A 25,705-nucleotide genomic window follows, 5' to 3' on the forward strand; every position below is an offset into this window, starting at 1 on the left:
CTTGAATTTCCGTTGTGACATAAATGGATATCGGTAAATTCAAACTGTTTTTTATGTTTTAAATTTATTCTAAGCGTTAGATAGTCTGTAATGGGTGCACTTTTCAAGGAAATTGCGTTATGGATGCGTTTGAAATAATAAAAATTACGAGGCCTCCATATGTCATCTTCAAGATGCTATCTCGATTATAATGCTACAACGCCCTTGTCAGATGCTGCTCGCAACGCTTTGGTGAGCGCACTCGACGTATATGGCAATCCTTCCTCAGTCCATCAGGAAGGGCGTGCCGCGAAAGCCTTGCTGGAAAAAGCACGGCGGCAGGTCGCCAACCGCCTTCATACCGAGCCGGATCACGTTGTTTTTACATCCGGTGCAACGGAAGCGGCAATGACGCTCCTTACACCCGATTACAAAATGGGACGTTCGGATGTTCACTTTTCCAAAGTCTACATAGGAGCAACCGAACATCCCTGCATTGGAAAAGGCGGTCGATTTGAAAAAGACCGGCAGGAAATTATTGATGTTGATGAAAATGGCATCATCAAACTGGACGAGCTTGAACGAAAACTCTCGGCTCATGATAAATCCGAAGGTCTGCCAATGGTTGCAATTCAGGCGGCCAACGGCGAAACCGGCGTCATCCAGCCTGTAGGAAACATTGCCGATATTGTCAAAAAGGCGGGCGGTGTTTTGATTGTCGATATTGTCCAATATATTGGTAAACTCCCTGTCACTATTGGTAGCTTCGGAGGAGATTTCTATATTGTTGCAGCACATAAGATCGGCGGGCCAAAAGGCATCGGCGCGTTTGTAGCGACAGGAAGTGCTCTTATGCCACAACCGCTTATATTGGGCGGGGGGCAGGAAAAAGGTTTCCGTTCGGGCACCGAGTCAGTTCCGCTCATCGCCGCTTTCGGTGCAGCGATGGAACAAAAACCCACCACTCAGGATTTAGACCATTCTAAAGCGCTTCAAATGCGTCTGGAACACGGGTTGCATCAATTGAGTAACAATCTTGTTATTTTCGGAGAAAAATCGCCGCGTTTACCGAATACAACCTATTTTGCTGTTGAAGGTTTAAAGGCGGAAACGCTGCAAATCGGTTTTGATCTTGCCGGGTTTGCGGTTTCGGCGGGATCGGCCTGTTCCTCGGGAAAAGTGAAACAAAGTGGTGTTCTTGCCGCAATGGGGTGTCATGTACCCGACGGGGCAATTCGGGTTTCTACAGGTAAACGCACAAGCTTGAAAAACATTGATGATTTTCTCTCGGCTTTCGAAAAAATCATTCGCAATTCAAAAAATTAAAAAACAGCACTTGAAATCTTCTTTAGAACTGTTTTAAACAAGGTCAAATAAGCTTGACTGGATTTATCATGTTTTTCATTGAAGTCCGGCGACCGAGACACTAAATCAAGTTGTGCTTATTTTGGTATAATCGACAACTGCCGGTTTTTGACCCGGCCAGGAGGGAGAAGCCCATGCCTGCAGTGCAGGAAACTATAAGTCAGGTCCGTGAAATTGACGTGGACCAATATAAATATGGTTTTGAGACCAAGATCGAGGCAGATAAAGCTCCGCTAGGTCTTAACGAAGATATTATCCGTTTGATTTCGGCTAAAAAGCAGGAGCCGGAGTGGATGCTGGAATTGCGACTGAAAGCATTCCGGTATTGGTTGACGATGGAAGAGCCTCATTGGGCAAGATTGGAAATCCCGAAAATAGATTTTCAGGCAATTTCATATTATTCGGCTCCTAAAAGCCAGAATGCACCAAAGTCTCTCGATGAAGTTGATCCTGCATTGCTGAACACTTATGAGAAGCTTGGTATTCCTTTAAAAGAACAGGAAATTCTCGCGGGCGTACGTAAGCAAGCAGAACCTTCACAATTGGACGATAATGTTTATGCATCCGGTCGCGTTGCGGTCGATGCGGTGTTCGATTCGGTTTCTGTGGTCACGACATTCAAGAAAGAATTGATCCGTTCAGGTGTTATATTCTGCTCGATATCGGAAGCGATACGTGAGCATCCTGATCTCATAAAGCAGTATCTCGGTTCGGTTGTTCCTGCCGGTGACAACTTTTATGCGGCACTCAATGCGGCGGTTTTCACGGACGGGTCATTTATTTACGTTCCTAAAGGCGTTCGTTGTCCAATGGAGCTGTCGACTTATTTCCGTATTAACGAGCGCAATACCGGCCAATTCGAACGCACATTGATTATAGCGGATGAAGGCGCCTATGTATCCTATCTTGAAGGTTGTACAGCGCCGCAACGTGACGAGAACCAGCTGCATGCGGCGGTTGTCGAACTTATCGCCCAGAAGGATGCAGAAATAAAATATTCAACAGTTCAGAACTGGTATCCGGGTGATAAAGACGGCAAAGGCGGAATTTTCAATTTCGTTACCAAGCGTGGTGATTGTCGTGGTGACAATTCAAAAATTTCCTGGACACAGGTTGAAACCGGCTCGGCGATAACCTGGAAATATCCTTCATGCCTGTTGCGTGGTGATAATACACGTGGTGAATTCTATTCCATTGCAGTTTCCAATGGACACCAGCAGATCGATTCAGGCACAAAAATGATCCATCTTGGAAAAAACACATCAAGCCGTGTTATTTCCAAAGGCATTTCAGCCGGATTTTCCAATAATACTTATCGTGGACAAATCTCGGCCCATCGCAAAGCCACCAATGCCCGTAACTTCACCCAATGTGACAGCCTGTTGATCGGCAATAATTGTGGTGCCCACACAGCTCCTTACATTGAAGCGAAAAACGCGACGGCGAAATTCGAGCACGAAGCCACTACGTCGAAGATTTCCGAAGACCAACTGTTCTACGTTATGCAGCGGGGCATTCCGGAGGAAGAAGCGATTGCTCTTATTGTAAATGGCTTTGTCAAAGAAGTTATTCAGGAATTACCGATGGAATTTGCGGTTGAAGCCCAAAAGCTTATCGGCATCAGTCTTGAAGGTAGTGTCGGCTAACTGAAGCTGTTGTTTTTTGTTGGGGGCCTTATCAGTGTCCACAAAATAGGATTTAAAAATGTTAGAAATTAAAAATCTCCATGCACGTATAGCCGAAACCAAGACAGAAATTCTGCATGGTCTGGATTTGACAATCCACGATGGCGAAGTTGCAGCAATTATGGGACCGAATGGTTCCGGTAAATCAACGCTTTCCTATATTCTTGCTGGCCGTGACGATTATGAAGTGACGGACGGAGAAGTCATCTTTAACGGCAAGTCGCTTCTTGATATGGATCCGGCAGAACGCGCGGCAACCGGCGTTTTTCTGGCTTTCCAGTATCCGATGGAAATACCGGGCGTTGCAACAATGGAATTTTTGAAAGTCGCAATGAATTGCCAGAGAAAAGCGCGCGGCGAAGAAGAATTGAAAGTGCCTGAATTCTTGAAAAAGGTGAAAGCGGGCGTTGCTGAACTCGAGATGGATATGAGCATGCTCAAGCGTCCTCTCAATGTCGGTTTTTCCGGTGGTGAAAAGAAACGGGCCGAAATACTCCAGATGCTTTTGCTGGAACCGAAGCTCTGTATTCTTGACGAGACAGATTCAGGCCTTGATATTGATGCGTTGAAAATTGTGGCAAACGGTGTCAATGCTTTACGCTTTCCGGACCGTTCGTTCATGGTCATAACCCACTATCAAAGACTTCTGGACTATATTGTGCCGGATACTGTGCATGTCCTCTATAAAGGTAAAATCGTCAAGACTGGCGATAAGACATTGGCGATGCAGCTCGAACAAACGGGTTATGCCGACATTATCGACAAGGTAGAAGCGGAGGAAGGACATGAGTGAAACCTCCAAAGTCGATAAAAAACCGGAAATGACTGCTGCAGAACAGGCAATAGTCGATATTTTTGGTCAAAAATTGGGTGATTTTCCTGGAAATAGCGAGGTTATGTCAACGCGAGATAGCGTGGTAGAACAGTTCAAACACGTGGGCATTCCTTCCAGAAAACGTGAATATTGGCATTACACCGATTTGCGTACCTTGTTGAAGACAATTCCGAATTTCAGTGATGAAGGTGACGGATTATCTCGCGACCCACTTCTGCCAAAGGATTCTGTATTTGCCATATTTAACGGCAAAACACTCGATGCTCCACAAGTGCAATCGATAACGACAAAGCGCGTGGCCGATGAACTTGCTAACGAGCATTTCACCCTGAAGCCGGATATTTCCGACGATGATTTTGTCGGTCAGGTCAATACCGCTTTTGTTACAGATGGCTGGCTTCTTGAAGTAGCAGAGGGTGCAAAAATTGCTGATCCGGTTGAATTGCAAATGATCAATCCGGGTGGTCAGGCTCATGCCTATTCCCAAATCAAAGTAGGAAATAACAGCTCGGTTACTTTCATTGAAAGGCAATTGGGTGGAGAAAAGTCCACATTTGTAACTTCCGTGCAAGACCTCAAAATAGGCGAGGGTGCAGATGTAACCTGGATTATCATTCGTGATCGGGGTTTCGATGCGACGCAGTTTTCCAAGTTTCTCGCAAATCTTGATAAGAAAGCAAAACTGACCCTTTACATCGTTAATATCGCAAGTGAGTTGAACCGGCAGGAAATAGACATCGAGATGCCGGGCGAGGGAGGGAACTTCCAATTGAGGACGATCAATCTCCTTGCAGGCGCCAGTCATAGCGACGTTACAATGTTTGTCCGTCACATTGGCGAAGATACTGTTTCGACCGAAATTGTCCGCAATGTCGTAGCTGATAAGGCAAGAGGTGCGTTTCAGGGCATGATCAAGGTTTCCAGAGAAGCCCAGAAAACGGATGCCCGGATGACGTGCAACAGTCTTATCTTATCGGATGACGCAGAATTCGATTCGAAACCCGAACTTGAAATTTTTGCCGATGATGTTGCTTGCGGACACGGTTCCACAGTTGCGGAGATCGATCGCGAACAACTCTTTTATCTGATGGCGCGCGGTATCGAAGAATCTGTCGCTCGCGGATTACTGGTAAAGGCTTTTGTCTCGCAATTGATTGATGACGTGGAAAACGATCAAATGAAAGACGTCATTGTTGCTCTCATTAATCAATGGTTGGAAAAGCACCTTTAAGAAGGAATAATGATGACTGACCAAACGTCTTCGTCTTTCGATATCAATCAAATACGGCGTGATTTTCCGATCCTTGATCGGAAAATCTACGGTAAGCGTCTCGCCTATCTTGATAATGCTGCTTCGGCTCAGAAGCCGAGGCAGGTGCTGGAGGCTATGGACGAGGTCTATCGGACAAGCTATGCCAATGTTCATCGCGGCCTTCATTTTTTGTCGAACACTGCAACCGAGCTTTATGAAAAAGCCAGAGAAAGCGTTCGTAAATTCGTGAATGCTTCATCCCATGAAGAAATTGTCTTTACCAAAAACGCGACTGAAGCCATCAATACTGTTGCATATGGATATGGAATGCCGCGTTTTTCGGAAGGTGACGAAATTGTTTTGACGATTATGGAACACCATTCCAATATCGTTCCCTGGCATTTTATACGCGAAGTTAAGGGCGTAAAACTTGTTTTCGTGCCGGTTGACGATGATGGAGTTCTCCATTTGGAGGATTTCGAAAAGGCATTGACCGAAAAGACGAGACTTGTAGCAGTTACGCATATGTCTAACACCCTCGGCACAGTTCCACCGGTGAAAGAGATGATAAAGGCCGCTCATGAGCGGAATATTCCGGTTTTGATCGACGGGGCGCAAGGGTCGGTTCATTTGACCGTCGACGTGCAAGACCTCGATTGTGACTGGTATGTAATGACTGGACACAAGCTTTACGGCCCGACAGGGATCGGCGTTCTTTACGGCAAAAAAGACCGGTTGCAAGAGATGCACCCGTTTCAGGGCGGTGGCGAGATGATTGAAGATGTGAGTGTCGACAAGATCACTTACAATGAACCTCCTCATCGCTTTGAAGCTGGAACGCCGCCGATTGTTCAGGCTATCGGATTGGGTGTTGCTCTCGAATATATTATGTCGAAAGATCGTAAAGCTCTCGAGGCACACGAGAAAGCGTTGACGGCCTATGCTCATGAACGGCTTGAGGCGATCAATTCATTGCGTATCTTCGGGTGTGCTCCTAATAAAGGTGGCATTATTTCGTTCCAACTCGAGGGAATTCATCCTCACGATGTCTCAATGTATATTGACCGTCAGGGAGTAGCAGTGAGAGCTGGAACGCATTGTGCCCAACCGCTCCTTAATCGCTTTCATGTCACATCAACATGTCGTGCATCTTTTGCAATGTATAATGATCGCGATGATGTCGATCAGCTTGCCGAAGCGTTGGAAAAGGCAAGGAGGTTTTTTAATGAGTGATTCCGACAACAAAATTCATACTGCCGAGCCGGTAGGTGATTGGGACGATCATGTTGTTGCAGCAAACACTTCAACGATTCCCCCTGCCGAACTTGATCGTATGACGGACGATATCATCAATGCTTTGAAAACAGTCTTCGACCCTGAAATTCCCGCCGATATTTATGAGTTGGGTCTGGTCTACAAAATCGATATTGAAGATGATCGCACTGTAAAAATCGACATGACTTTGACTGCCCCGGGATGTCCGGTCGCAGGTGATATGCCGAGCTGGGTAGAAAATGCCGTCGGCGCGGTAGAGGGCGTTTCGCATGTCGAGGTCAATATGACATTTGACCCACCTTGGACACCGGATAGAATGTCTGAAGAAGCCCAGATTGCACTTGGCTGGTATTAACCACCTCCGTCTTGATAATAATTGCTGCCGGTAAGAATATATTGAATTTTTGAGATATATCCAGTTTCGGCGATGTGATTGAAAATAAGGTTGTTCTTCCAGAATTGAAGCCGGAAGAAGAGGGCTCTTTATAATCAAAAGTTCAATAAAGCCGACGTTCTTCAGGCTATCTCGTTTGGATATAGAAAAATGCGATTTAAGCATTAAGGGTAAACGTGTGGAAAAGACGGAGTTTTAAACGGTAAAACCGACATAGCTTTTCCTTTCGAGCGAAATTTGAAAACTTTGTATTATTCGGAAAATGGAGATATTTCCGCTTTATCAAGAATTGTCATCCGGTGTTTTGCGCAAGGAAATATTTTTTCCGAATGTGTAACCGGTTTCGATTGATTTATTTCCGAATTTGGCACGAAGTTTATCCATCGCAGTTTCAGCGACTGCCCGTTTATGCTGGAATGGGTCGAGAAGATCATTATCGTGTAAATGAGAGGCTTTCGATAATTGCTGGACACCTATTCCGAGCAGACGAAATTTTGTTCCATCAAGTTCCTTTTGTAATAATCTTAATCCTACGCGAAAAATGCGGTCAGCAGTCTGTGTCGGGTCATCAAGGCTTAGGTTACGTGTTCGCGTTTTGAAATCTTTGGTCTTTAACTTCAAAACAACAGTTTGCCCGGCAATTTCACTTGTCTTCAGTCGTGCCGAAACTTTTTCAGACAACATTCGTAAAACCGGTATCAGGTCTTCCGCATTTGATAAATCACTCATGAAGGTCGTTTCAGAAGATATGCTTTTCATTTCTCGTTCAGGTTGAACCGGCCGGTTATCTTGCCCGCGCGACAAGCGATAAAGGCGCTGCCCCATTTGTCCATAACGTTTGATGAGTAATGCTTCATCCAGCTGTTGAAGTTCGCCCACTGTGGTAATTCCGTCGTGGGATAATTTTTGCGCTAATGCTGAACCGACACCCCATATTTTTGTTACAGGTTGTTTTGCAAGAAACGCGAGTGCCTCATGTTCGCCGATGATCGAAAAGCCACGCGGTTTATCAAGATCGGACGCAATTTTTGCCAGGAACTTGCAATATGATAGACCGATCGAGACTGTAACGCCAATTTCTTGCTCGATACGTTTTGCAAAACCTGCAAGTATATAAGAAGCCGGTGCCTTATGGAGTTTTTCAGTACCACGCATATCCAGAAACGCCTCATCAATCGAAATTGGCTCGACAAGCGGCGTCAGTTCGAACATGAGCTGACGGATTTCCCGTCCAATACGGGCATATTTTGTAATATCGGGGGGAATAACTATCGCATCGGGGCACAGTTCCAGTGCCTTGAACATCGGCATTGCCGAGTGTACCCCCGAAATCCGTGCAATATAGCAGGCTGTGGAAACAACTCCACGTTTGCTACCTCCGACGATAACCGGTTTATTGCGCAGCTCCGGATGGTCGCGCTTTTCAACGGAGGCGTAAAAGGCGTCACAATCAATATGGGCCAATGTGAGAGAATAAAGTTCCGGATGGCGGATAAGGCGCGGCGAACCACATTTTTCGCAGCGTTTATTGAACTTATGTTGAATGGATAAACAATCCCGACAAAAACCAAATTCAGGTTGGTTAAACGGGGTCAGAGCCATATAGGTTGTTCTCCACCAGGAAGAAAGTTGATGGCTTCACCGACTGATTGCGGGGGATAGCCAGATTCGGTTGAAAAGGCTATAAGTGTGGGTTCATGAGCCATTATGAATTGTAAAACACCAGCTAGAAACCCCTTGGTTGAGGCGGCTTGGCGAATATCGGAAGCATTTATACCTGTGATATTTAAAAAACGTGGCATAAGTTCGGCATCGTTTGCAATGAATAACAGCGCTGCCACAGCCAATTCTTCAGCTTCTTCGCGATTTGTTATGTGTTTTTTCATATCATTTTAGCCAAGTAGTAACCACAGCAAGTTTACTCTCCAAAGCGCAAAGCTGGAAGAGCGGAGATTATATAATGACAAAAAAAGTTATGATCGTGGAAGATAATGAACTTAATATGAAATTGTTCCGCGATCTCGTCGAAGCGAGCGGCTATGAAACAGTAGAAACGCGTAGCGGTTTGGCTGCGTTGGATTTGGCACGGCAGAGTAAACCCGGTCTCATTTTAATGGATATCCAATTACCGGAGGTTTCCGGAATTGACGTTATAAAACAATTGAAAGCAGACGATGAATTGAAATCGATTCCGGTTGTTGCAGTTACCGCTTTTGCCATGAAGGGTGATGAAGAAAGAATAAGGGCGAGCGGCTGTGAAGATTATATGTCAAAGCCGATATCAGTCGTTAATTTCATGTCCATGGTTAAACGGTTCTTGGGGTAAATCGACTTAATCCGGTTATTCAATCTGCAATAATAAATAAAAAAGCCCCGCAAAAACGGGGCTTTTCGGAAAACAAAATAGAAATTAACGTTTGGAGAACTGGAAAGAACGGCGGGCTTTTGCCTTACCGTATTTCTTACGTTCAACAACGCGGCTATCACGAGTAAGGAAGCCACCCTTCTTCAGTACCGAACGTAGACCGGGTTCGAAATAGGTCAAAGCCTTGGAAATGCCATGACGAACTGCACCTGCCTGACCGGAAAGACCACCACCGGCAACAGAAGCAATAATGTCGAACTGACCGTCGCGATTTGCAGCAAGAATTGGCTGACGCAAAATCATCTGCAAAACAGGGCGTGCAAAATATTTGTCAAAATCTTTACCGTTGACGACAATTTTGCCGCTACCGGGTTTTATCCAAACGCGTGCAATAGCGTCTTTACGTTTACCTGTAGCATAGGAACGTCCTTGAGCGTCAAGTTTACGTTCATGAACAGGAGCTTCCGGTGCTGCAGGAGCTACAACCGTTTCGGTTGCCGCACCAAGCTCAGAAAAAGAACTAATCTCGGCCATAATTAAGCAATCCTTTTATTTTTACGGTTGAGTGCACCAACATTGATAACTTCAGGCTGCTGGGCTTCATGAGGATGTTTTGTTCCAGCATAGACACGCAAATTTTTCATCTGCCGACGGCCAAGAGGACCACGCGGAATCATTCGTTCAACAGCTTTCTCGATAACTCTTTCAGGAAAACGTCCTTCAAGAATTTGGCGGGCTGTACGTTCTTTGACGCTACCAATATATCCGGTATGCCAGTAATACTTTTTGTTATGAAGTTTTTTGCCGGTCAAAACGACTTTGTCGGCATTGATTACGATAACATTGTCACCATCATCAACATGAGGTGTATAAGTTGGTTTGTGTTTACCGCGTAACCGGTTGGCTACCAGTGTGGCAAGACGACCTAAAACAAGGTTCTCTGCGTCAATAATGACCCATTTCTTGGCCACTTCAGCGGGCTTTTGTGAAAAAGTTGCCATTGAAGCTTTCCTTTTTAAAATCCCTTGTTAAACAAGGGCGTTTTTTGTTGCTTGGCGTTGCGATATGATATCGCAACAATTGTGCCGAATACGACACGTGCGAGCTTCTTATAGGCTTGCAACTATTACGTCAATCGAAAAATAAGCCAATATTTCCAATATTTTGCAATAACGGTAATATAATACCACTATTATCTGGTTGTTGATTACGACGATCACACCAAGGATTTACCTCTGCTTCTCGAATTTTGCCATTAAAATGAAAATTTTTACAGAACTATCATCAAGAAAATCTAAAATATGTCGAGAAATCAAAGAGGTGAGTAGCTTAATAGCCGGCACAAATAAGTTGGTTTAAGCAATCGGTATTGATGCATGACGAAGACCGGTATTGGACTGCGGTAGAATATGAATGGTCAATCAGTAAATCGCGGTTACGTGCTTATTGAACGCGTTCGTTTTGGCGTAAGTTTAGTCACCAACCCATATTTTAAAACAGGTTTTTACGAAATATTGTAATTGAGAGAATTTGTCTGCCGCGGCTTTGGTGTAGCGGCTGATAGATTGAAATTGGGCCAAAGAGAAATCATTGACCATCGTTGCTGACCCACTGTTTTAAATGATTGCTTTCCAATGGAGTAAATTCTGTAAGGAGACAATTGTTATGGATTTAAAGCTAAACCGACTGATTTAGCTTGGTAAAATACTTTTTGCCTTCACGGAAGGCGAGGCTGTGAACTTGAAATTCACTAATCAATTCTCAAACCGCTATGAAAGACGCGGCGTGGGGATCCATGACAAACAAAAGATAAAGGCTGTTATCATTATCGTTTATTTTTATGGTTTTATAGAATTTCTCTGAATCTTAACTTGAAGAAGAGTGCATGAAGTTCAACCGCTACCGGTCGTCACACTATGAAGCGGACTAACATTTGACCGGTTTTCTGCAAAGCGGTGTCATTTACCGTTTTCTACGTAAAATCTTGATCGGAAAAGCTCAGCTTCACTGCCATAAAGAACAAAATGGAGGGGCGGCTTTTGTTTATGGCCATAAGTACAGGGTTGAGGCGCGTCAGGTTTTAGAACGGGCGAACCTTCATAGATGATAGCGGGTTCTTAATTTCACGTCGCAAAACACAGATAAAAAATCATTTATCTCGCAACAAATGATTTTCCCGATAAATTATGAGAGCTTCGTTGATGTTACAAAATAGATAATTGTCTTTAACAAAGAGCGAGAATGATGGGTTTTGCTAAAGTTAGGATACGGTTCTATTTTTCTAAAACTTTGTCTATTTGGCCGGAAAAAATTGCAGAGAAAACAAATATCGAAAGTCTGGGTATTGTGAGATGAAAAGAGTAATAATTAAGGGATTAAAGAAATTGTTTTCTTGTGCTCATTCTCAGTGTCCTCTAGCCTCATTTTAAATAGAATATTGCACGACGCTCTATGGAGATGAAAATGACAAAAGTTACCCCTGGAATAGAAACATTGGCGGTTCATGCGGGAACTGCTCCGGATCCGACAACCGGAGCGCGGATTACACCAATTTATCAGACAACAGCTTATGTGTTCAAGGACGCTGATCAGGCAGCAAACCGTTTTGCTTTGACAGAACCGGGAAACATCTATGGCCGTATCACCAATCCGACGCAGGCAGTTCTTGAGGAAAAAGTAGCAGCACTCGAAGGTGGCACAGCAGCCTTGGCGACAGCATCCGGTCATGCTGCCGAGTTTCTTACATTCCACACACTCATGGAACCGGGTGAAAATTTTGTTGCCGGACGTCAATTATATGGCGGTTCGATCAACCAGTTTGCAAATGCTTTCAAATCATTTGACTGGCAGGTCCGTTGGGCAGACAGTGAAGATCCGGAATCCTTCGAAAAGCAGATTGACGACAAGACGCGTGCGATTTTTATTGAAAGCTTTGCAAATCCGGGTGGCATCGTCGTTGATATCGAGGCAATTGCAAAGATTGCCCATGCTCATGGTGTTCCTCTCATAGTTGATAATACGCTTGCAACACCTTATCTTTTGCGCCCGATAGAACACGGAGCAGATATTGTTATTCATTCGCTCACGAAATTTATAGGCGGTCATGGCAATTCAATGGGAGGTCTGCTCATTGACGGCGGTACATTCGATTGGGGGAAATCGGGACATTATAAAAAATTGACAGAACCGCGTCCGGATTACGCCGGTCTTGTTATTTACGAAGCAACTGGTAACGCTGCTTTTGCAACAGCCGCCCGTGTTTTGGGAATGCGTGATTTTGGTCCGACGATTTCGCCGTTCAATGCATTCCTTATTTTGACGGGTGCGGAAACTTTACCGCTACGTATGCAAAAACACAGTGATAACGCTTTAGCTGTAGCCCAATATCTTGAAAAACATAACAAGGTTTCCTGGGTTAACTTTGCAGGTTTGACCGGCAATAAATATCATAAATTGCAGCAGCGCTACGCCCCTAAAGGAGCCGGTTCTGTCTTCACGTTCGGAGTAAAAGGCGGCTATGAAGCCGGTGTAAAATTTGCTTCGTCACTGAAGTTATTTTCGCTTCTTGCAAATATTGGCGACACACGGTCCCTTGTTATCCATCCCGCTTCCACCACACATCGTCAGCTCACTGATAGTCAAAAAATTGCTGCCGGAGCAGGGCCGGATGTTGTTCGCCTGTCAATTGGAATTGAAGATATAAAAGATATTATTGGCGACATCGAACAGGCTTTGAATAAGATTTGACAGGAAAATTCTGTCAATTACGAATATTCTAGCCTTCAACCGTAAATAAATAAAAAGGGCTGAAGGCTCGAAGCAATTTTGCAAAAATGGTAATCTTGCACTCTGTCAGGATTAGTTTAATCCGATTTTTGTCCTTCGCTTTCAGTGCTGTTTTGTTGTATCAAATCAATCATGAAACAGACAAAACAAAATTTTCTCGGTGTGGCGCATTCCGCGCTTGGACAGGCGTGGATTGATAGCCTTGATAGAGAAGGGCTGAACAATGCCCGTACTCTGTCGCAGAAGTTCGGTCTTGCCGAACCTTTGGCACGTGTTCTCGCTGCGCGTTCGGTTTCCGAAGAGGAAGTTATAAATTATCTCGACCCGACTTTGAAAGCTTTGACGCCTGATCCGACGACTTTTGTCGATATGGAAAAAGCAACACAACGCATTGTCAAAGCAATCAATCGAAAGGAAAAAGTCGCTATTTTTGGCGATTATGACGTTGATGGTGCTTGTTCGTCGGCCATTCTTTTTCGATTTCTGACATTTTTCGGTCTCGACGTGACAATTTACATACCTGATCGCATCGTTGAGGGATATGGACCAAATCCGCAAGCGATGAAGATGCTTGCCGATGATGGTGCCAGTTTGATCATAACAACGGATTGCGGAGCAAATAGTCCGGAGGCGATAAAAGCGGCACGTGAAAAGGGTGTTGATGTCGTTGTTCTAGATCACCACCAAATGTCTGTAATCCATCGGGAAGCTTATGCCCTTGTGAATCCCAACCGTCCTGATGATCTGTCGGGGCAGGGGCATCTTTGTGCTGCCGGACTTGTTTTTATTGCTGTTGCCTGGACACTTAAACACCTTAAACAACAAGGAAGATATAAAGAATATCCGGACATTCTTTGTTATCTTGACCTTGTGGCACTCGCAACAGTTTGCGACGTTGTGCCATTGAGAGGCATCAATCGGGCATTTGTTGTCAAAGGACTTCAAGTAGCAAGGATGATGTCCAATCCCGGTATTGCTGCGCTTTCACGCGTTGCCAGAATAGGCGAGCCGCTCAATGTTTTCCATTTCGGTTTTTTACTGGGGCCTCGAATTAATGCGGGAGGCCGCATCGGAGATCAGGCGCTTGGCGCACGTTTGTTAACAACGAAAACAGAGGGAGATGCCAACTCTATTGCAGAAGAGCTGAATGTTCTCAACCAAGAAAGACAGGATATTGAAGCTCGACAACTTCTGGAGGCCGAAGGCGATTTACAGTCAATGAAAATCGATCAAAACCCGGGTGTAATTGTCGTCGCACATGAAGGTTGGCATCCGGGAATTGTCGGTATTCTCGCAGCAAGACTCAAAGAAAAATTTCGTTGCCCCACCTTTGCAATAGCAATCAAAGAAGATGGGTCTGCTACCGGCTCCGGTCGTTCAATTAACGGAATTAATCTTGGAGAGCTCGTAGGTGAAGCGGTTGAACTCGGGCTTCTCGAGAAGGGGGGCGGGCATGCAATGGCAGCAGGCATTACGGTGTCAAAAAGTAAAATTCAAGAATTCCGGACATGGCTCGAGCACAAATTATCAGCTCGCGTTAACGATATTCATGCCCATGAAACACTTTTGATTGACGGTGTCATTTCTGCGTCCGGTGCTACAAAAGAGCTCTACGATATGATTGAAAAAGCAGGACCTTTCGGAGCAGGGAACCCTTTGCCGGTATTTGTGTTGCCTTCACACCGTTTGAGCGATGTGCGGGAAGTTGGAAAAGGGCATTTGCTTATGTCCATTTCGAATGTTGAAGGCAAAAAGTTAAAAGCAATAGCATTCCGCGCAGTTGGAACAGAGTTGGGGGATTTTTTAATGGCTCATCTTGGGAAAAACATCCATATCGCCGGTAACATCAGCCTCAATTATTGGAACGGGCAAGCTTTACCCCAATTACGTGTCATTGATGCCGCCGAACCTAATTAATAGATTATTGAGCTATTATGATTATCATAAATTTCGGTTGAAAGGGACGTATATTGTTCATCGGGCCTTGCCGACACCGTCTTATAATCTAACAACAACATTCTCTTTTTCTGAAAATTGTTTTATCAAGTGTATTTTTTGATTTAAAAAATCGTGTAGAATGGACCGATAATAAAGATCATTTAAGTAACAATATCGGCATTAGCAGATATTTTCATACATTTTGTGTGATAACCAATCTAAAATAATGTTTGGTGCAGCTTCCACCGATGACGAAATCTTTTTATCAACCGCATTTTTCAAAAATATAGTATTGGAATTTATTTGATCAATTACAGATTGATCCATATCGGAACTAAAAAACTTTTCAAAACCAACAACATAAAAATCTAATTTTTATTCACGATGTGAACAAAATAAACAATAATTGATATAGATTGGACAAGAAGTATATAAGGTGAACAGGGAATTTCCATTGTAAAAACAAAATTGTTAATTAGAGAGAATTAACAATACCACAATTACAATTAAAGACCGTTATATTTTACACTGTTTAGTCAGATATCAAGATTGTCGGCAAATTCGGCATTGTCTTGTATGAAATGGAAACGCGCTTCAGGTTTTGAGCCCATAAGATCCTCGACAACCTTTTTTGTTTCCTGATTACTTTCGCTATCAATATCAACTCTCAACAAAGTACGATTTTTAGGGTCCATTGTTGTCTCTTTGAGCTGATCGGAACGCATTTCTCCCAAGCCTTTGAATCGACCGATTTCGATTTTTCCCCGTCCGGTGAATTTTGTTTTCAATAATTCATCTTTATGAGCATCGTCACGTGCATAAGCAACAATTCCGCCTTGTGAAATGCGATATAAAGGAGGAACGGCTAAAAACAGGTGTCCTTTACGAATGAGGTCAGGCATCTCCTGATAGAAAAAAGTAATCAGCAAAGAAGCAATATGCGCGCCATCAACGTCCGCATCTGTCATGATGATGATGCGATCATAACGCAAGTCGCTTTCTTTGTATTTCGAGTGGGTACCGCATCCCAGTGCCAGAATGAGATCGGAAATAATCTGATTATTGCTAAGCTTATCGCGTCCGGCACTGGCGACATTCAGGATTTTTCCTCTTAACGGCAAAACAGCCTGCGTCGCGCGATTGCGAGCTTGTTTTGCTGAACCGCCTGCAGAATCACCTTCAACGAGGAACAGCTCGGCTCCAGCGGCAGAATTATGTGTACAATCCGCAAGTTTTCCAGGAAGTCGCAATTTGCGAACTGCTGTTTTACGACTTACTTCTTTTTCCTGACGTCTTTTGAGCCGTTCCTCGGCTCTATCCACAACCCAATCAAGAAGTTTGGTCGCTTCTTGTGGCGAATTGGCTAGCCAGTGATCAAAGGGGTCGCGAATAGCGTTTTCAACAATCTTTTGTGCTTCCGCTGTTGCTAAACGGTCTTTAGTCTGCCCGACAAATTCCGGTTCTCGAATAAACACAGAAAGCATAACGGCAGCAGATATCATAACATCATCTGTTGTAATAACCGATGCACGTTTATTACCGATCAACTCGGCATAGGCCTTCAATCCCCGCAACAGCGCCTGTCTCAAACCGGCTTCATGGGTTCCGCCTTCACCGGTAGGAATGGTGTTGCAATAAGAATGGACAAAGCCGTCACCACCATACCATGTAATGGCCCATTCAACCGAGCCATGGCCACCGCGTTGCTCAGTTTTCCCTGCAAAAATATCGGAAGTAACTTGGTATTCTCCATTGAGGGATGAACTTAAAAAATCTTTCAAGCCACCCGGAAAATGAAAAACAGCTTTTTCGGGGATATCATTTTTTCCTACGAGCTTTTCCGGAGCGCAATTCCAACGGATTTCGACACCACCGAAGAGATAGGCCTTGGAACGTGCCATTTTATATATCAATTCGGGGTCAAAAGCGGCTTTTGGACCAAATATTTCTGCATCGGGGTGAAAACGCACGCGCGTGCCGCGACGATTATGAACTTCGCCTAAATCCTCAAGCCCTGTTTGCGGAATTCCACGTGAAAAACGCTGGCGGTAAAGTCGACGTCCACGTGCTACTTCAACTTCCATATCATCGGATAAAGCATTAACGACCGATATACCGACACCATGCAAGCCCCCCGACGTTTCATAAGCTTTTCCGTCGAATTTGCCGCCAGAATGAAGCTGGGTCATAATGACTTCGAGTGTCGATTTGTCTGGCATTTGCGGATGGTTTTCAACCGGTATGCCGCGTCCGTTATCAGTAACTGTGAGGTAACCTTCATTATCCAGCGTGACATCGATGAAATTGGCGTAACCGGCGACGGCTTCATCCATTGAATTATCGATAACTTCGGCAAACAAATGATGGAGCGCTTTGCTATCTGTGCCGCCAATATACATACCGGGCCGCAAACGCACAGGCTCGAGACCTTCCAACACACGAATCGAAGACGCATCATAGCTATCTTCGGCGTCGGTGGTGATATTCAGAGACTTCGAAGTTTGCCTATCTTTTTTACCCGAATTTGCGGTTTTCGAAGGTGAATCGACAAGTTCTTTTACGGTTTCGGTTTGGCTTTGCAAGTTGCCAAAAAGGTCATTATGTTTCTCGTCCATCGGTCCCGATTATATATCCAATAATTAACAGAAGGTCAGTTCATGCGATTCGTATGATTTTTACACATTTGACGAAAAAAAGCGAGAATGTTCGTGTTATGTTCGCGACACTTTTCTTTGTGATCAATTCGTGCGAAAGGATATACACGGCTATAATATTTCCGGAATAGAGCAATGACAACAGTTTCTGTGATAAGCCCATTTTATAATGAAGGACGCGGTCTTCAACTGTTTGTTGAAAAAGTTGCGCATGTTTTTGCCAGTCTGGATTATGATTTGACGATCATAATGGTTGATGACGGTTCAAAAGATAATAGCTGGTCAAGCTTAAAAGAAATTGTTCCGGAAAATTTCAAACTTTTAGGCATACGTTTGGCCAAAAACTTCGGGAAAGAAGCCGCCATTGCTGCCGGCCTTTCATTGGCTGATAGCGATGTAGTGATTACGATTGATTGTGATTTGCAACACCCCCCAGAATTGATGGAATCGATGCTCAAATTTTGGGAAGAGGGGGCTGAGATTGTTTTAGCTGTAAAACAGGAGCGTCAGAAAGAATCGTTTTTCAACCGGTTGGCAGCCAAGTTTTTTTATAAAATTTTCCATTGGATTACTGAAAATGATATCGATGGATCTTGCGATTTTATACTTCTGGACCGCAAAGTTGTCACTGCGCTGAACGCTTTGCCAGAAAAACTCTTTTTTTATCGTGGAGTTGTTCAATGGATTGGTTTCAAGCAAAAAAGCCTTTCATTCATACCAGCTGATCGACAAAATGGAAAAAGTAGTTATTCATTTTGGAAAAAAATTAGACTGGCAGTGGATTCTCTAACGGGTTTTTCAGCAAAACCATTAATTGTTATCTGGCTTTTAACATTTCTCTTCATGATCTTTGCAACGGTGATTGGTGGAGAAGCCTTAATTTCTAAAATTATGGGAAAGTCGGTTGGCGGGTTTTCTACTTTGATTTTGGTTGTGCTTATAACAGGCGTGGCAATTCTCTCCTGTTTTTGCGTTCTTTCAGCCTATGTGCGCCAAATATTTTACGAGGTCAAAAATCGTCCGCGTTATCTCATTAGTGATCAAATTGGTGTGGACGCAGAATACGGCCCCAAAAAAAGAAAAATTGAAGAATGACGCTATATTGCCTTATGAATGCGGATGATTTTGCACTGAACGCATCTTGTTCGAATGCCATTATCACTGCGGTAAAAGAGGGAAGACTTCAAGCGACAAGTGTTCTCGCTGGAGGTGAAGATCAGGTAAGTTACAACGCACTGAACGAGGCGGGCGATGTTTTCATAAACGCACATCTCAACCTTCTGGAAGGAAAAGCCTTGACGGAGGGAGGAAGCGAATTCGGATTAACAACTGACGATGACTTCTTTTGTTTATCTTTGGGAGGCTTGTTGAGAAAACTATGGTTTTCGCCAAAAACAAAGTTGCTTCAGGAGTGGATTTTTAACGAATTTTGTTGCCAGATCGAGTCCGTTTACAAGCATTTTGACAATAAGCAAATAAGGATTGATGGGCATTTACATATCCATACTTTACCGCCGTTAAAAGGGGTTATCGAAAAGCTCCTGAATAAATATTCTGTTTGCTACATTCGCACCCCTTATGAAATCAGATATCGCTATAGTCCTTTTTCAATTGAAAATATGAAAGGTAATTTGCGGCGGCAATTGCTGGGGTGGTGGGCAAATGATATGAAAACTTTGGCCCAACAATATCATCTTGAGACAGCCGATTTCTTTTTGGGGGCGACCGCGAGTTGCCGGCTAACTTTGGACGATATCGATAGAAGTTTGGCAATGATATCACGCCAAGCCGGTGGGAAAGATGCAACAATCGAAATAATGATACATCCCGTTGTTAAAGGCTTTTCCGAGGGTAGTTTTTATAAGGATAGCCTTTATCGCTCGGCTCACATAACTCAGGAACGGCTAGAGGAACTGGACCTGTTGTTATCTGACGAACTCATCCAAATTATGAAAAATCATAACGCTGTTTTCGTAGATGTGAGCAATTAAATTGTTAATTACTTTCATAATTTCTTAAAAAAAACGATGTGATTGAGAAAAAAATTGGCAAACAACCCCGCAATAGATCCGGCTGCAACAGCTAGAAACATAGTTACAGGATTAACTTCGCTAACGCTCTTTATGACAGCCATACTTGCGCAATAATTAAAACTGCCGCCGATTGTAGCCAAGGCAATATAGGTACACCAGCCTTTCAGGTTCTTAAAACGTGCTTCACGTCCGCGAAATGATATTTTGGTGTTGAAGACCCAAGTGAAGGTAGCAGCAATAATAAAAGCTGCTGCTCGTGCGAGCCAAAGGTTTAACCCCGCGGTTTGCAAAATCCAGAATGTCAAAAAATCAATCCAAAAGGCGATCGCACCCGAACATAAAAACCACAGAATCGTCTTATGTCTTTGGTAGAATTTGATACTACGGACAGCTATTGCCGTCCTCCAATTATTTTGTCTCGGCGGTGTAATTGTCATTATAATGCCCAAGGCACATATTTTTTTTCCCTAGAGATATAAACAGATAATCTCCTAAATCGAATATCCTGTAATAAGGGGTGGTTGTATCCGGTAAAGCGCGGTTAGCACATAGTTGTGTTACTAATTCATGAGCCTTCGGCGTATCCGACAGATTGATAATGTTATTATAACCGAACTCTTTTAACTCAGATGAAAGCTCCCAGGAATTGGCAAAAGGAATTATAGCGGCAACGAGCCGCATTCTTTGCGTTGTCTGTGCAACAAATAGTGATTTTCCTAATCCGCCGATGACCACAGCAGGTTTATCAGCAGGATAACGTTCCAGGGAAGTTGCAATGCGTTGCAGATAAAAACGGTTTAAATCATTCTGAATTCGGGTTGCGCTGTTGACGATATAACTGAACACAAGCGGGCATAGAAGCAAGAGGAGTAAAGTCACCCAAATTAATTTTGTATTGGCAAATGTTCCGATTTTTTCAACGAGCTCAGGTTGCTGGAAAACCGTGATAAACCGGGATAGCAGAAAAACGATCAACACAGAAAAGAAAATTGATGCTGGCATAACTCTCGGGGGAATAACGCCATCGCCAACAATTCCGTATAATACACCGAGTGAAATGGGTAACATGAATAAAAAAACAATTGAACAAATCGTGGCTCTCAAAACCGGATGATCAAAGTTTGTATGTCTATAAAAGTGAAGCTGAATTTGGATAAATGCCAGACAGATAGACACTGAATACAATATTTTACCGGTAGTGGATAGAAAACCGAAATAACGAGAAAAAACGTTTTCCATCATAACTGCAAAATATTTCCAAACACCTTTTTCACCGAAAAAAATAAACTGGCTTTTTCCGGTCGCGTATTTATTAATGAACAATTTGTCGAAGAAATAGGTAGCAATACAAATACAGGCAGCGAAAACGAATGCTTTGATTAAAAATTTTATAGTGGAATAGACGGGTTTTCCGCTATAAATCGCATATAATGCTTCGATTACGATAAGAACAATAAACATGTTAATATAGGATTGGTAAAATCCCATTGAAACAAAGCACAATAACGCTGATTTTAGTTTCGATTGATTGTAGTAGGCCCATCCCAGCAGACCACAGGCAACGCCCATCGCCATAATGACGCAATCGAAACGATAGAAAAAAGCCGACAAAAGAAAAGGATTAAAAAGATAGGTAACGACCAGAACTGCGGTTGTCGCATTGAACGGGATCGCACGTATTTTTAAACTCAAACATGTTGAGATTATTGTTAGAAACAAAGCAACCAACAGGAAAAAGGGTGACGAGTCGGGCACCCACTGCCAGTCAGCCGAAAGAAAATATGCGAGTATATCTGCGAATGGTCTTCCTAATTCGCCCCATCCCGGTTTTTGTGAGATAAGACGTTCAAAATCATCACGGTAGTAATAGCTCCCGATGACAAGTGGGAAATAAAATAAAACAGTAGCAATAGAGGTGGTAATTAAAAACTTTTTTTGGTCTGTATTGTCGCAGATCATAATTTCGAACCTAATGGTTTAGAGAACGTGTTGGGCCAAATATTTTTTCAAAAGTTTTTTTAAGGACAACGTCAACATCCGCCATCGTGACAGGCAAGCCGAGATCAACCAAACTGGTTACTCCATGGTCGGAAATTCCGCACGGAACTATACCACTATAATGCGATAAATCTGGCTCCACATTGAGAGCAATTCCATGAAAACTAACCCATTTACGTAAACGAATACCAATGGCTGCAATTTTGTCTTCAGCCGGTTCATTTTTTATTGTCGATGGTTTTTCTGGTCTTACGACCCATACGCCAACCCTGTCTTCCCGACGTTCACCCTTAATGTTGAATGCGGCAAGAGTCTGTATAATCCACTCTTCCAAAGCTCCGATAAATGCGCGAACGTCTTCCTTTCGTCTCTTTAAGTCAAGCATGACATAAATGACACGCTGTCCAGGGCCATGATAGGTAAACTCGCCACCTCTACCCGTTTGGTAAACAGGAAAACGGTCGGGGGCGAGTAGATCGCTTTTTTTTGCACTGGTTCCAGCGGTATAAATAGGTGGATGTTCCAACAACCAGATGCGTTCATCCGCTTCACCTGAAGCAATTTTAGCAATGCGTTCTTCCATTTCATGAAGAGCGTAGGGGTAAGGTGTCAATCCATCACTAACCAACCATTCTACCGGACGGGCAGGGGAAACGCTGGGCAAAAAAATATGATCGAGATTTTGACGTATGTTATTATTCATCATATCCTGAGAAGAAAAAACTTCAACTTGCGCAATTTATAAGCTTCAATCAATTAAATCAAGGTAAAGCCTTAGTCCAATCGCCACGCCAACGCGCAGGGATCGACGACTACGTTCTTTACCAAATTCGAGCATAAAAAACAGTAATGCAATGTGAAAAGACAAAGGGAGCTTGGGTGAGTTAGCGTTTAATTAAAAAATATATTATTGACGCCAAAGTCAGGATGTTAAATTAAAAAATTTAACAACTTAAATATTTTTTATAAAATTATATATAAATAATATAAAAATAAATACATTACGAATAATTATGAAAATAATTTCACGTTACGATTAAATATATTTTTTTATAATAATTTTTAGTGATAGGGGGATTATAAAGATAATGGATATTTTTATCGTTTATATTTCGATGATATGATCGGGTAATTCGTTTTCGGTAGTTGCGTTCCGTGGAAAATAGTGTGTCAGTACTTCGCCCGACTTTTTTATGGCATCGACATAAGCTTCGGTCAAATGACCTTCCCTTGCCTTGGTCATCATTCCTTTGACGATATCATTCCAGATTTCTGCAGGTACTTTTTCGACAATTTTGATATCCGATATAACTTCCGCATAATGTTCAGCTTGCGAAATGAAAAGCAGGATACCTGTCCGTTTCTTTGTATGATTGATATTTTGTGCAAGAAATTGCCGCACTGCATTCGCATGACAAATGCGATTTTTAATTGCGGCCGGTGTTATGAGAAGCCGTAACTGCGGTAGAATCGACAAATAAAATAAGCCCAGAAGGTGGATGGCAAGGACGGTGGAGGCAAAATAATGTAGGGGAACATCATGCCAAAACCAATGAATTCCATAGGCCGCAATGATTGAAGTAAAAAAAATCGCTACAGTCCAAATGAAAAATGAAATGAAAAAATAATTGTCACTTTCTTTTGCAAAAACCGCGAAAATTTCTCCGTTCGTCGACTTTTCTGCGGAACAAATAGCTGCACCAATTTGATCACGTTGAAGAATATTTGTATGATTTGCAGAGTTTGTTTGCATCACCATCGCCCTGAAGCTCCACCGCCTCCCGATGAACCACCGCCGCCGCCAAAGCCACCGCCAAAGCCGCCGGAACCCCCTCCAAATCCACCGCCGAATCCGCCTCCACCGAATCCTCCGCCTTTGCCACTCCCTAAGAACCAAAGAACAAACACGATGCCAAGCCAACGGTAACGTCTTGGTCCGACTTTTGTACCGAAGATAGATGCAAGTACGGGGAGTACAAAAAAGAATAAAAATATTAGAACGGCAACGGTATTCGCAATCATGTCCTGTCTTTGTTGTTGCCTAACTCTTTCCTGTTCAATCTGTTGGTAGTCGTGAACACGTGCATCAAAATCTGCTTTGCTACCTGTCAGAACATCGGCGATCGCTGCAACTCCTTCAACAATACCTTTTTCAAAATTATCTTGCCTGAAATTCGGTAAAATAATTGCATTAATAATAGTCGAAGAGAGAGCGTCGGTCAGAACTCCTTCCAGACCATAGCCGACCTCGATTCTAACTTGTCTCTCGCTTGGAGCTATGAGCAGCAACACACCATTATTCATTTGTTTTTGCCCTAATGCCCAGCGCCTGAACAAGGTATTTGCATAGGTTTCGATATCATGTCCTGATAGGGTTGGTAATGTAGCGACGACGATTTGGTCTCCCGTTTTGTCCTCCAGAGAAGAGAGCTTCTCGATTAAAGAGGCTCTTCCCGTCGGACTTATCAGGTTAGCATTATCGACTACCCGACCAGAAAGGGCAGGCAGAGAATCTTCTGCTAACGTGTCGACACACAAAAACGGTGGGATGAAGATGAAGGCCAATCCTAGAAAAAATAGTGCTCTGTTGATTGGCCAACGGAAATGATTCATTTGTTGAACTCGACCTTAGGTGCTTTCTCGGCTGCTTCGTCGATTGAAAATGTCGGCATGGGCTTTGCGTCGCGATACCACAACCAAGTCCAAATCATAGTTGGCATGGTTTTGAGTGCAGTGTTGTAGATACGAACCGCTTCTATATAATCACGTCGTGCAACAGCAATCCTATTTTCTGTTCCTTCCAGTTGCGATTGTAGAGCGAGAAAATTTTGATTCGCTTTCAAATCTGGATAATTTTCAGCTACAGCCATCAAGCGGGATAGTGCTCCGGTGAGATTGGACTGGTTGTTGATAAATTGTTGCATTGCCTCGGGATTATTGAGCATATCGGCATTAATGTTTGTCTGCGTTGCCTTTGCACGTGCCTCGACAACGCCGGTCAATACAGCCTGTTCATGCTGTGCATATCCCTTCACCGTTTCAACGAGATTCGGTATCAGATCTGATCGCCGCTGATATTGGTTGAGAACTTCACTCCAAGCGGCGTGAGCTTTTTCTTCGTTGGTTGGAATCGTATTAAATCCGCATCCGGACAGGACGGGCAGAAGCAATGAAAATAGTAGAAAAATAAAGGGCAGTTTGAGGGAATGAGAGTCGTTTTTGAGATAAACCGCTTGCATAAAATCATCTCCATATAAAAACACCATAAAGGTGCAGATAGGAAAAACTTTGATATTGAAAAGATCTTTATCACGCTTTTTATGGCTTTTTGTCGGTGACAAGAAAAAATTGATTCAAGCAACTTACCAGATGTTTGGTTTTCGATGGCAGGCTGATTCGATGGCTGATATCCTGGTTTTGTGAAAAACCGGCAAGGAATCATGATCAATCGTGATCAACTTGAAACCAAATAATTTTAGTGAGTGGGCTTGTCAGGTGTTTTATGGCTTCGTTGATAAGTAGATAACGGTAAAACCGATACATGTTATAAGTTTGTTTGATCAGCGACTAATAGAACCCAAAGGGCAATTTTTTAAGTCAAATAGTGAAGATTATGACGACTTTAAGCCCTATTTAACGAAATGACAAAACTATTCAATTTTGGCTTTAACAATAGACAAGTGATCGTTAGCCACATGTAACGCAAAAACTTCATGTTATGGTCTTGATATTCTTTATTAGATGCAATTTTTACGAAGTCGGATCCTATTTTCACGAATTCCCGATCGACGAATTCTTGTAAACAAATTCGCTCTTCCCGGATTCCTCAATCACTTAAAAGAGGATATCCAGCTCTTCTGCGTTTTAAAGCGCAAATCGAAACGCCCGAAAGGGCTCAAAAACTTTATCATTGAATGAGAAAAAATGGTAGGCGATGAGAGACTCGAACTCCCGACATCCTCGGTGTAAACGAGGCGCTCTACCAGCTGAGCTAATCGCCCGCCGTTACCTTGGTCGGTAACAACTGCAGCTCTCTTTAGGCAAAAGTTTTCCTAAACGCAAGAGAAAGATCGCATCCAATTAGTTTTTTTTACTGAAAAAATTAAAAATCGCGGTTTTCCGCCATTTTTCGTGAAAAAAACAATT

General features: G+C 43.2%; 22 protein-coding genes and 1 tRNA gene. 11 read left to right on the forward strand and 12 right to left on the reverse strand.

Annotated elements, in window-relative coordinates; genetic code table 11:
* Nucleotides 1-159: 159 nt before the first annotated feature.
* From H3S82_RS06690 to H3S82_RS06715, 6 genes are all read left to right on the forward strand, one after another.
* Nucleotides 160-1,305: a cysteine desulfurase family protein gene (locus H3S82_RS06690; RefSeq protein WP_198224667.1), complete on the forward strand. Its 1,146-nt coding sequence runs from the start codon at nt 160-162 to the stop codon at nt 1,303-1,305.
* Nucleotides 1,306-1,478: 173 nt separating this feature from the next.
* Entirely contained in the window at nt 1,479-2,990 is a 1,512-nt protein-coding gene (gene sufB / locus H3S82_RS06695; RefSeq protein ID WP_198232091.1) for a Fe-S cluster assembly protein SufB, read from the forward strand.
* A 58-nt stretch (nt 2,991-3,048) separates the two neighbouring features.
* The gene (gene sufC / locus H3S82_RS06700) at nt 3,049-3,822 is read left to right on the forward strand and encodes a Fe-S cluster assembly ATPase SufC (RefSeq protein WP_198232090.1); all 774 of its coding nucleotides are present in this window, start codon (nt 3,049-3,051) and stop codon (nt 3,820-3,822) included.
* Nucleotides 3,815-5,095: a Fe-S cluster assembly protein SufD gene (sufD, locus tag H3S82_RS06705; protein WP_198232089.1), complete on the forward strand. Its 1,281-nt coding sequence runs from the start codon at nt 3,815-3,817 to the stop codon at nt 5,093-5,095. The genes sufC and sufD overlap by 8 nt, the downstream gene beginning before the upstream one ends.
* A gap of 9 nt (nt 5,096-5,104) precedes the next feature.
* Nucleotides 5,105-6,349: a cysteine desulfurase gene (locus H3S82_RS06710; protein WP_198232088.1), complete on the forward strand. Its 1,245-nt coding sequence runs from the start codon at nt 5,105-5,107 to the stop codon at nt 6,347-6,349.
* Entirely contained in the window at nt 6,342-6,746 is a 405-nt protein-coding gene (locus H3S82_RS06715) for an SUF system Fe-S cluster assembly protein (protein ID WP_198232087.1), read from the forward strand. Before H3S82_RS06710 ends, H3S82_RS06715 begins: the two co-directional genes overlap by 8 nt.
* A gap of 321 nt (nt 6,747-7,067) precedes the next feature.
* On the opposite strand, the gene H3S82_RS06720 is transcribed toward H3S82_RS06715, so the two are convergent.
* Complete coding sequence (locus H3S82_RS06720) at nt 7,068-8,387, reverse strand: DNA polymerase IV (protein WP_198232086.1); 1,320 nt, start codon at nt 8,385-8,387, stop codon at nt 7,068-7,070.
* Nucleotides 8,378-8,671 (reverse strand): DUF3572 domain-containing protein, encoded by a 294-nt coding sequence (locus tag H3S82_RS06725; RefSeq protein WP_198232085.1) that lies wholly within the window; start codon nt 8,669-8,671, stop codon nt 8,378-8,380. The genes H3S82_RS06720 and H3S82_RS06725 overlap by 10 nt, the downstream gene beginning before the upstream one ends.
* A gap of 74 nt (nt 8,672-8,745) precedes the next feature.
* On the opposite strand from H3S82_RS06725, the gene H3S82_RS06730 reads away from it, so the two are divergent.
* A complete protein-coding gene (locus tag H3S82_RS06730) occupies nt 8,746-9,111 on the forward strand; it encodes a response regulator (protein WP_078039486.1) in 366 nt (121 codons plus the stop codon).
* 84 nt (nt 9,112-9,195) lie between these two features.
* Here the strand turns inward: H3S82_RS06730 and rpsI are convergent, their stop codons facing one another.
* Nucleotides 9,196-9,684, reverse strand: a complete 489-nt coding sequence (gene rpsI / locus H3S82_RS06735; RefSeq protein ID WP_075870719.1) for a 30S ribosomal protein S9 — start codon at nt 9,682-9,684, stop codon at nt 9,196-9,198.
* Nucleotides 9,685-9,686: 2 nt separating this feature from the next.
* Nucleotides 9,687-10,151, reverse strand: coding sequence for a 50S ribosomal protein L13 (rplM, locus tag H3S82_RS06740; RefSeq protein WP_198212777.1), 465 nt, complete (start codon nt 10,149-10,151; stop codon nt 9,687-9,689).
* A 1,462-nt stretch (nt 10,152-11,613) separates the two neighbouring features.
* Here rplM and H3S82_RS06745 point away from each other — a divergent pair.
* Together H3S82_RS06745 and recJ are read left to right on the forward strand one after the other, a co-directional pair.
* Nucleotides 11,614-12,897 (forward strand): O-acetylhomoserine aminocarboxypropyltransferase, encoded by a 1,284-nt coding sequence (locus tag H3S82_RS06745; protein WP_198232084.1) that lies wholly within the window; start codon nt 11,614-11,616, stop codon nt 12,895-12,897.
* A 171-nt stretch (nt 12,898-13,068) separates the two neighbouring features.
* Nucleotides 13,069-14,853 (forward strand): single-stranded-DNA-specific exonuclease RecJ, encoded by a 1,785-nt coding sequence (gene recJ / locus H3S82_RS06750; protein WP_198232083.1) that lies wholly within the window; start codon nt 13,069-13,071, stop codon nt 14,851-14,853.
* A 557-nt stretch (nt 14,854-15,410) separates the two neighbouring features.
* Here recJ and parE read toward each other — a convergent pair.
* Nucleotides 15,411-17,489 carry a DNA topoisomerase IV subunit B gene (gene parE / locus H3S82_RS06755; protein WP_077971432.1) on the reverse strand — a complete coding sequence of 693 codons (2,079 nt, stop codon included), beginning with the start codon at nt 17,487-17,489 and terminating at the stop codon, nt 15,411-15,413.
* 174 nt (nt 17,490-17,663) lie between these two features.
* On the opposite strand from parE, the gene H3S82_RS06760 reads away from it, so the two are divergent.
* Together H3S82_RS06760 and H3S82_RS06765 are read left to right on the forward strand one after the other, a co-directional pair.
* On the forward strand, nt 17,664-18,623 hold the full coding sequence (locus tag H3S82_RS06760; protein ID WP_198232082.1) for a glycosyltransferase family 2 protein: 960 nt from the start codon (nt 17,664-17,666) through the stop codon (nt 18,621-18,623).
* On the forward strand, nt 18,620-19,519 hold the full coding sequence (locus H3S82_RS06765; protein WP_198232081.1) for a ChbG/HpnK family deacetylase: 900 nt from the start codon (nt 18,620-18,622) through the stop codon (nt 19,517-19,519). Before H3S82_RS06760 ends, H3S82_RS06765 begins: the two co-directional genes overlap by 4 nt.
* Nucleotides 19,520-19,533: 14 nt before the next feature.
* On the opposite strand, the gene H3S82_RS06770 is transcribed toward H3S82_RS06765, so the two are convergent.
* The 7 genes from H3S82_RS06770 to H3S82_RS06800 all read right to left on the reverse strand — a co-directional run bounded on the left by H3S82_RS06770 (nt 19,534) and on the right by H3S82_RS06800 (nt 25,560).
* Complete coding sequence (locus H3S82_RS06770) at nt 19,534-19,998, reverse strand: GtrA family protein (RefSeq protein ID WP_078039489.1); 465 nt, start codon at nt 19,996-19,998, stop codon at nt 19,534-19,536.
* Nucleotides 19,970-21,520, reverse strand: a complete 1,551-nt coding sequence (locus tag H3S82_RS06775; RefSeq protein WP_198232080.1) for a glucosyltransferase domain-containing protein — start codon at nt 21,518-21,520, stop codon at nt 19,970-19,972. Before H3S82_RS06775 ends, H3S82_RS06770 begins: the two co-directional genes overlap by 29 nt.
* 10 nt (nt 21,521-21,530) lie before the next feature.
* Complete coding sequence (gene lipB, locus H3S82_RS06780) at nt 21,531-22,265, reverse strand: lipoyl(octanoyl) transferase LipB (protein ID WP_370541238.1); 735 nt, start codon at nt 22,263-22,265, stop codon at nt 21,531-21,533.
* A gap of 399 nt (nt 22,266-22,664) precedes the next feature.
* Nucleotides 22,665-23,312: a TPM domain-containing protein gene (locus H3S82_RS06785; RefSeq protein WP_198232079.1), complete on the reverse strand. Its 648-nt coding sequence runs from the start codon at nt 23,310-23,312 to the stop codon at nt 22,665-22,667.
* Nucleotides 23,312-24,172 carry a YgcG family protein gene (locus H3S82_RS06790; RefSeq protein ID WP_198232078.1) on the reverse strand — a complete coding sequence of 287 codons (861 nt, stop codon included), beginning with the start codon at nt 24,170-24,172 and terminating at the stop codon, nt 23,312-23,314. Before H3S82_RS06790 ends, H3S82_RS06785 begins: the two co-directional genes overlap by 1 nt.
* Nucleotides 24,169-24,798, reverse strand: a complete 630-nt coding sequence (locus H3S82_RS06795; RefSeq protein ID WP_198232077.1) for a LemA family protein — start codon at nt 24,796-24,798, stop codon at nt 24,169-24,171. Before H3S82_RS06795 ends, H3S82_RS06790 begins: the two co-directional genes overlap by 4 nt.
* Before the next feature lie 686 nt (nt 24,799-25,484).
* Nucleotides 25,485-25,560 (reverse strand) — tRNA-Val (locus H3S82_RS06800).
* Nucleotides 25,561-25,705: the final 145 nt, after the last annotated feature.

Source organism: Bartonella sp. M0192 (genome assembly GCF_016102305.1).
Lineage (GTDB): Bacteria > Pseudomonadota > Alphaproteobacteria > Rhizobiales > Rhizobiaceae > Bartonella > Bartonella apihabitans.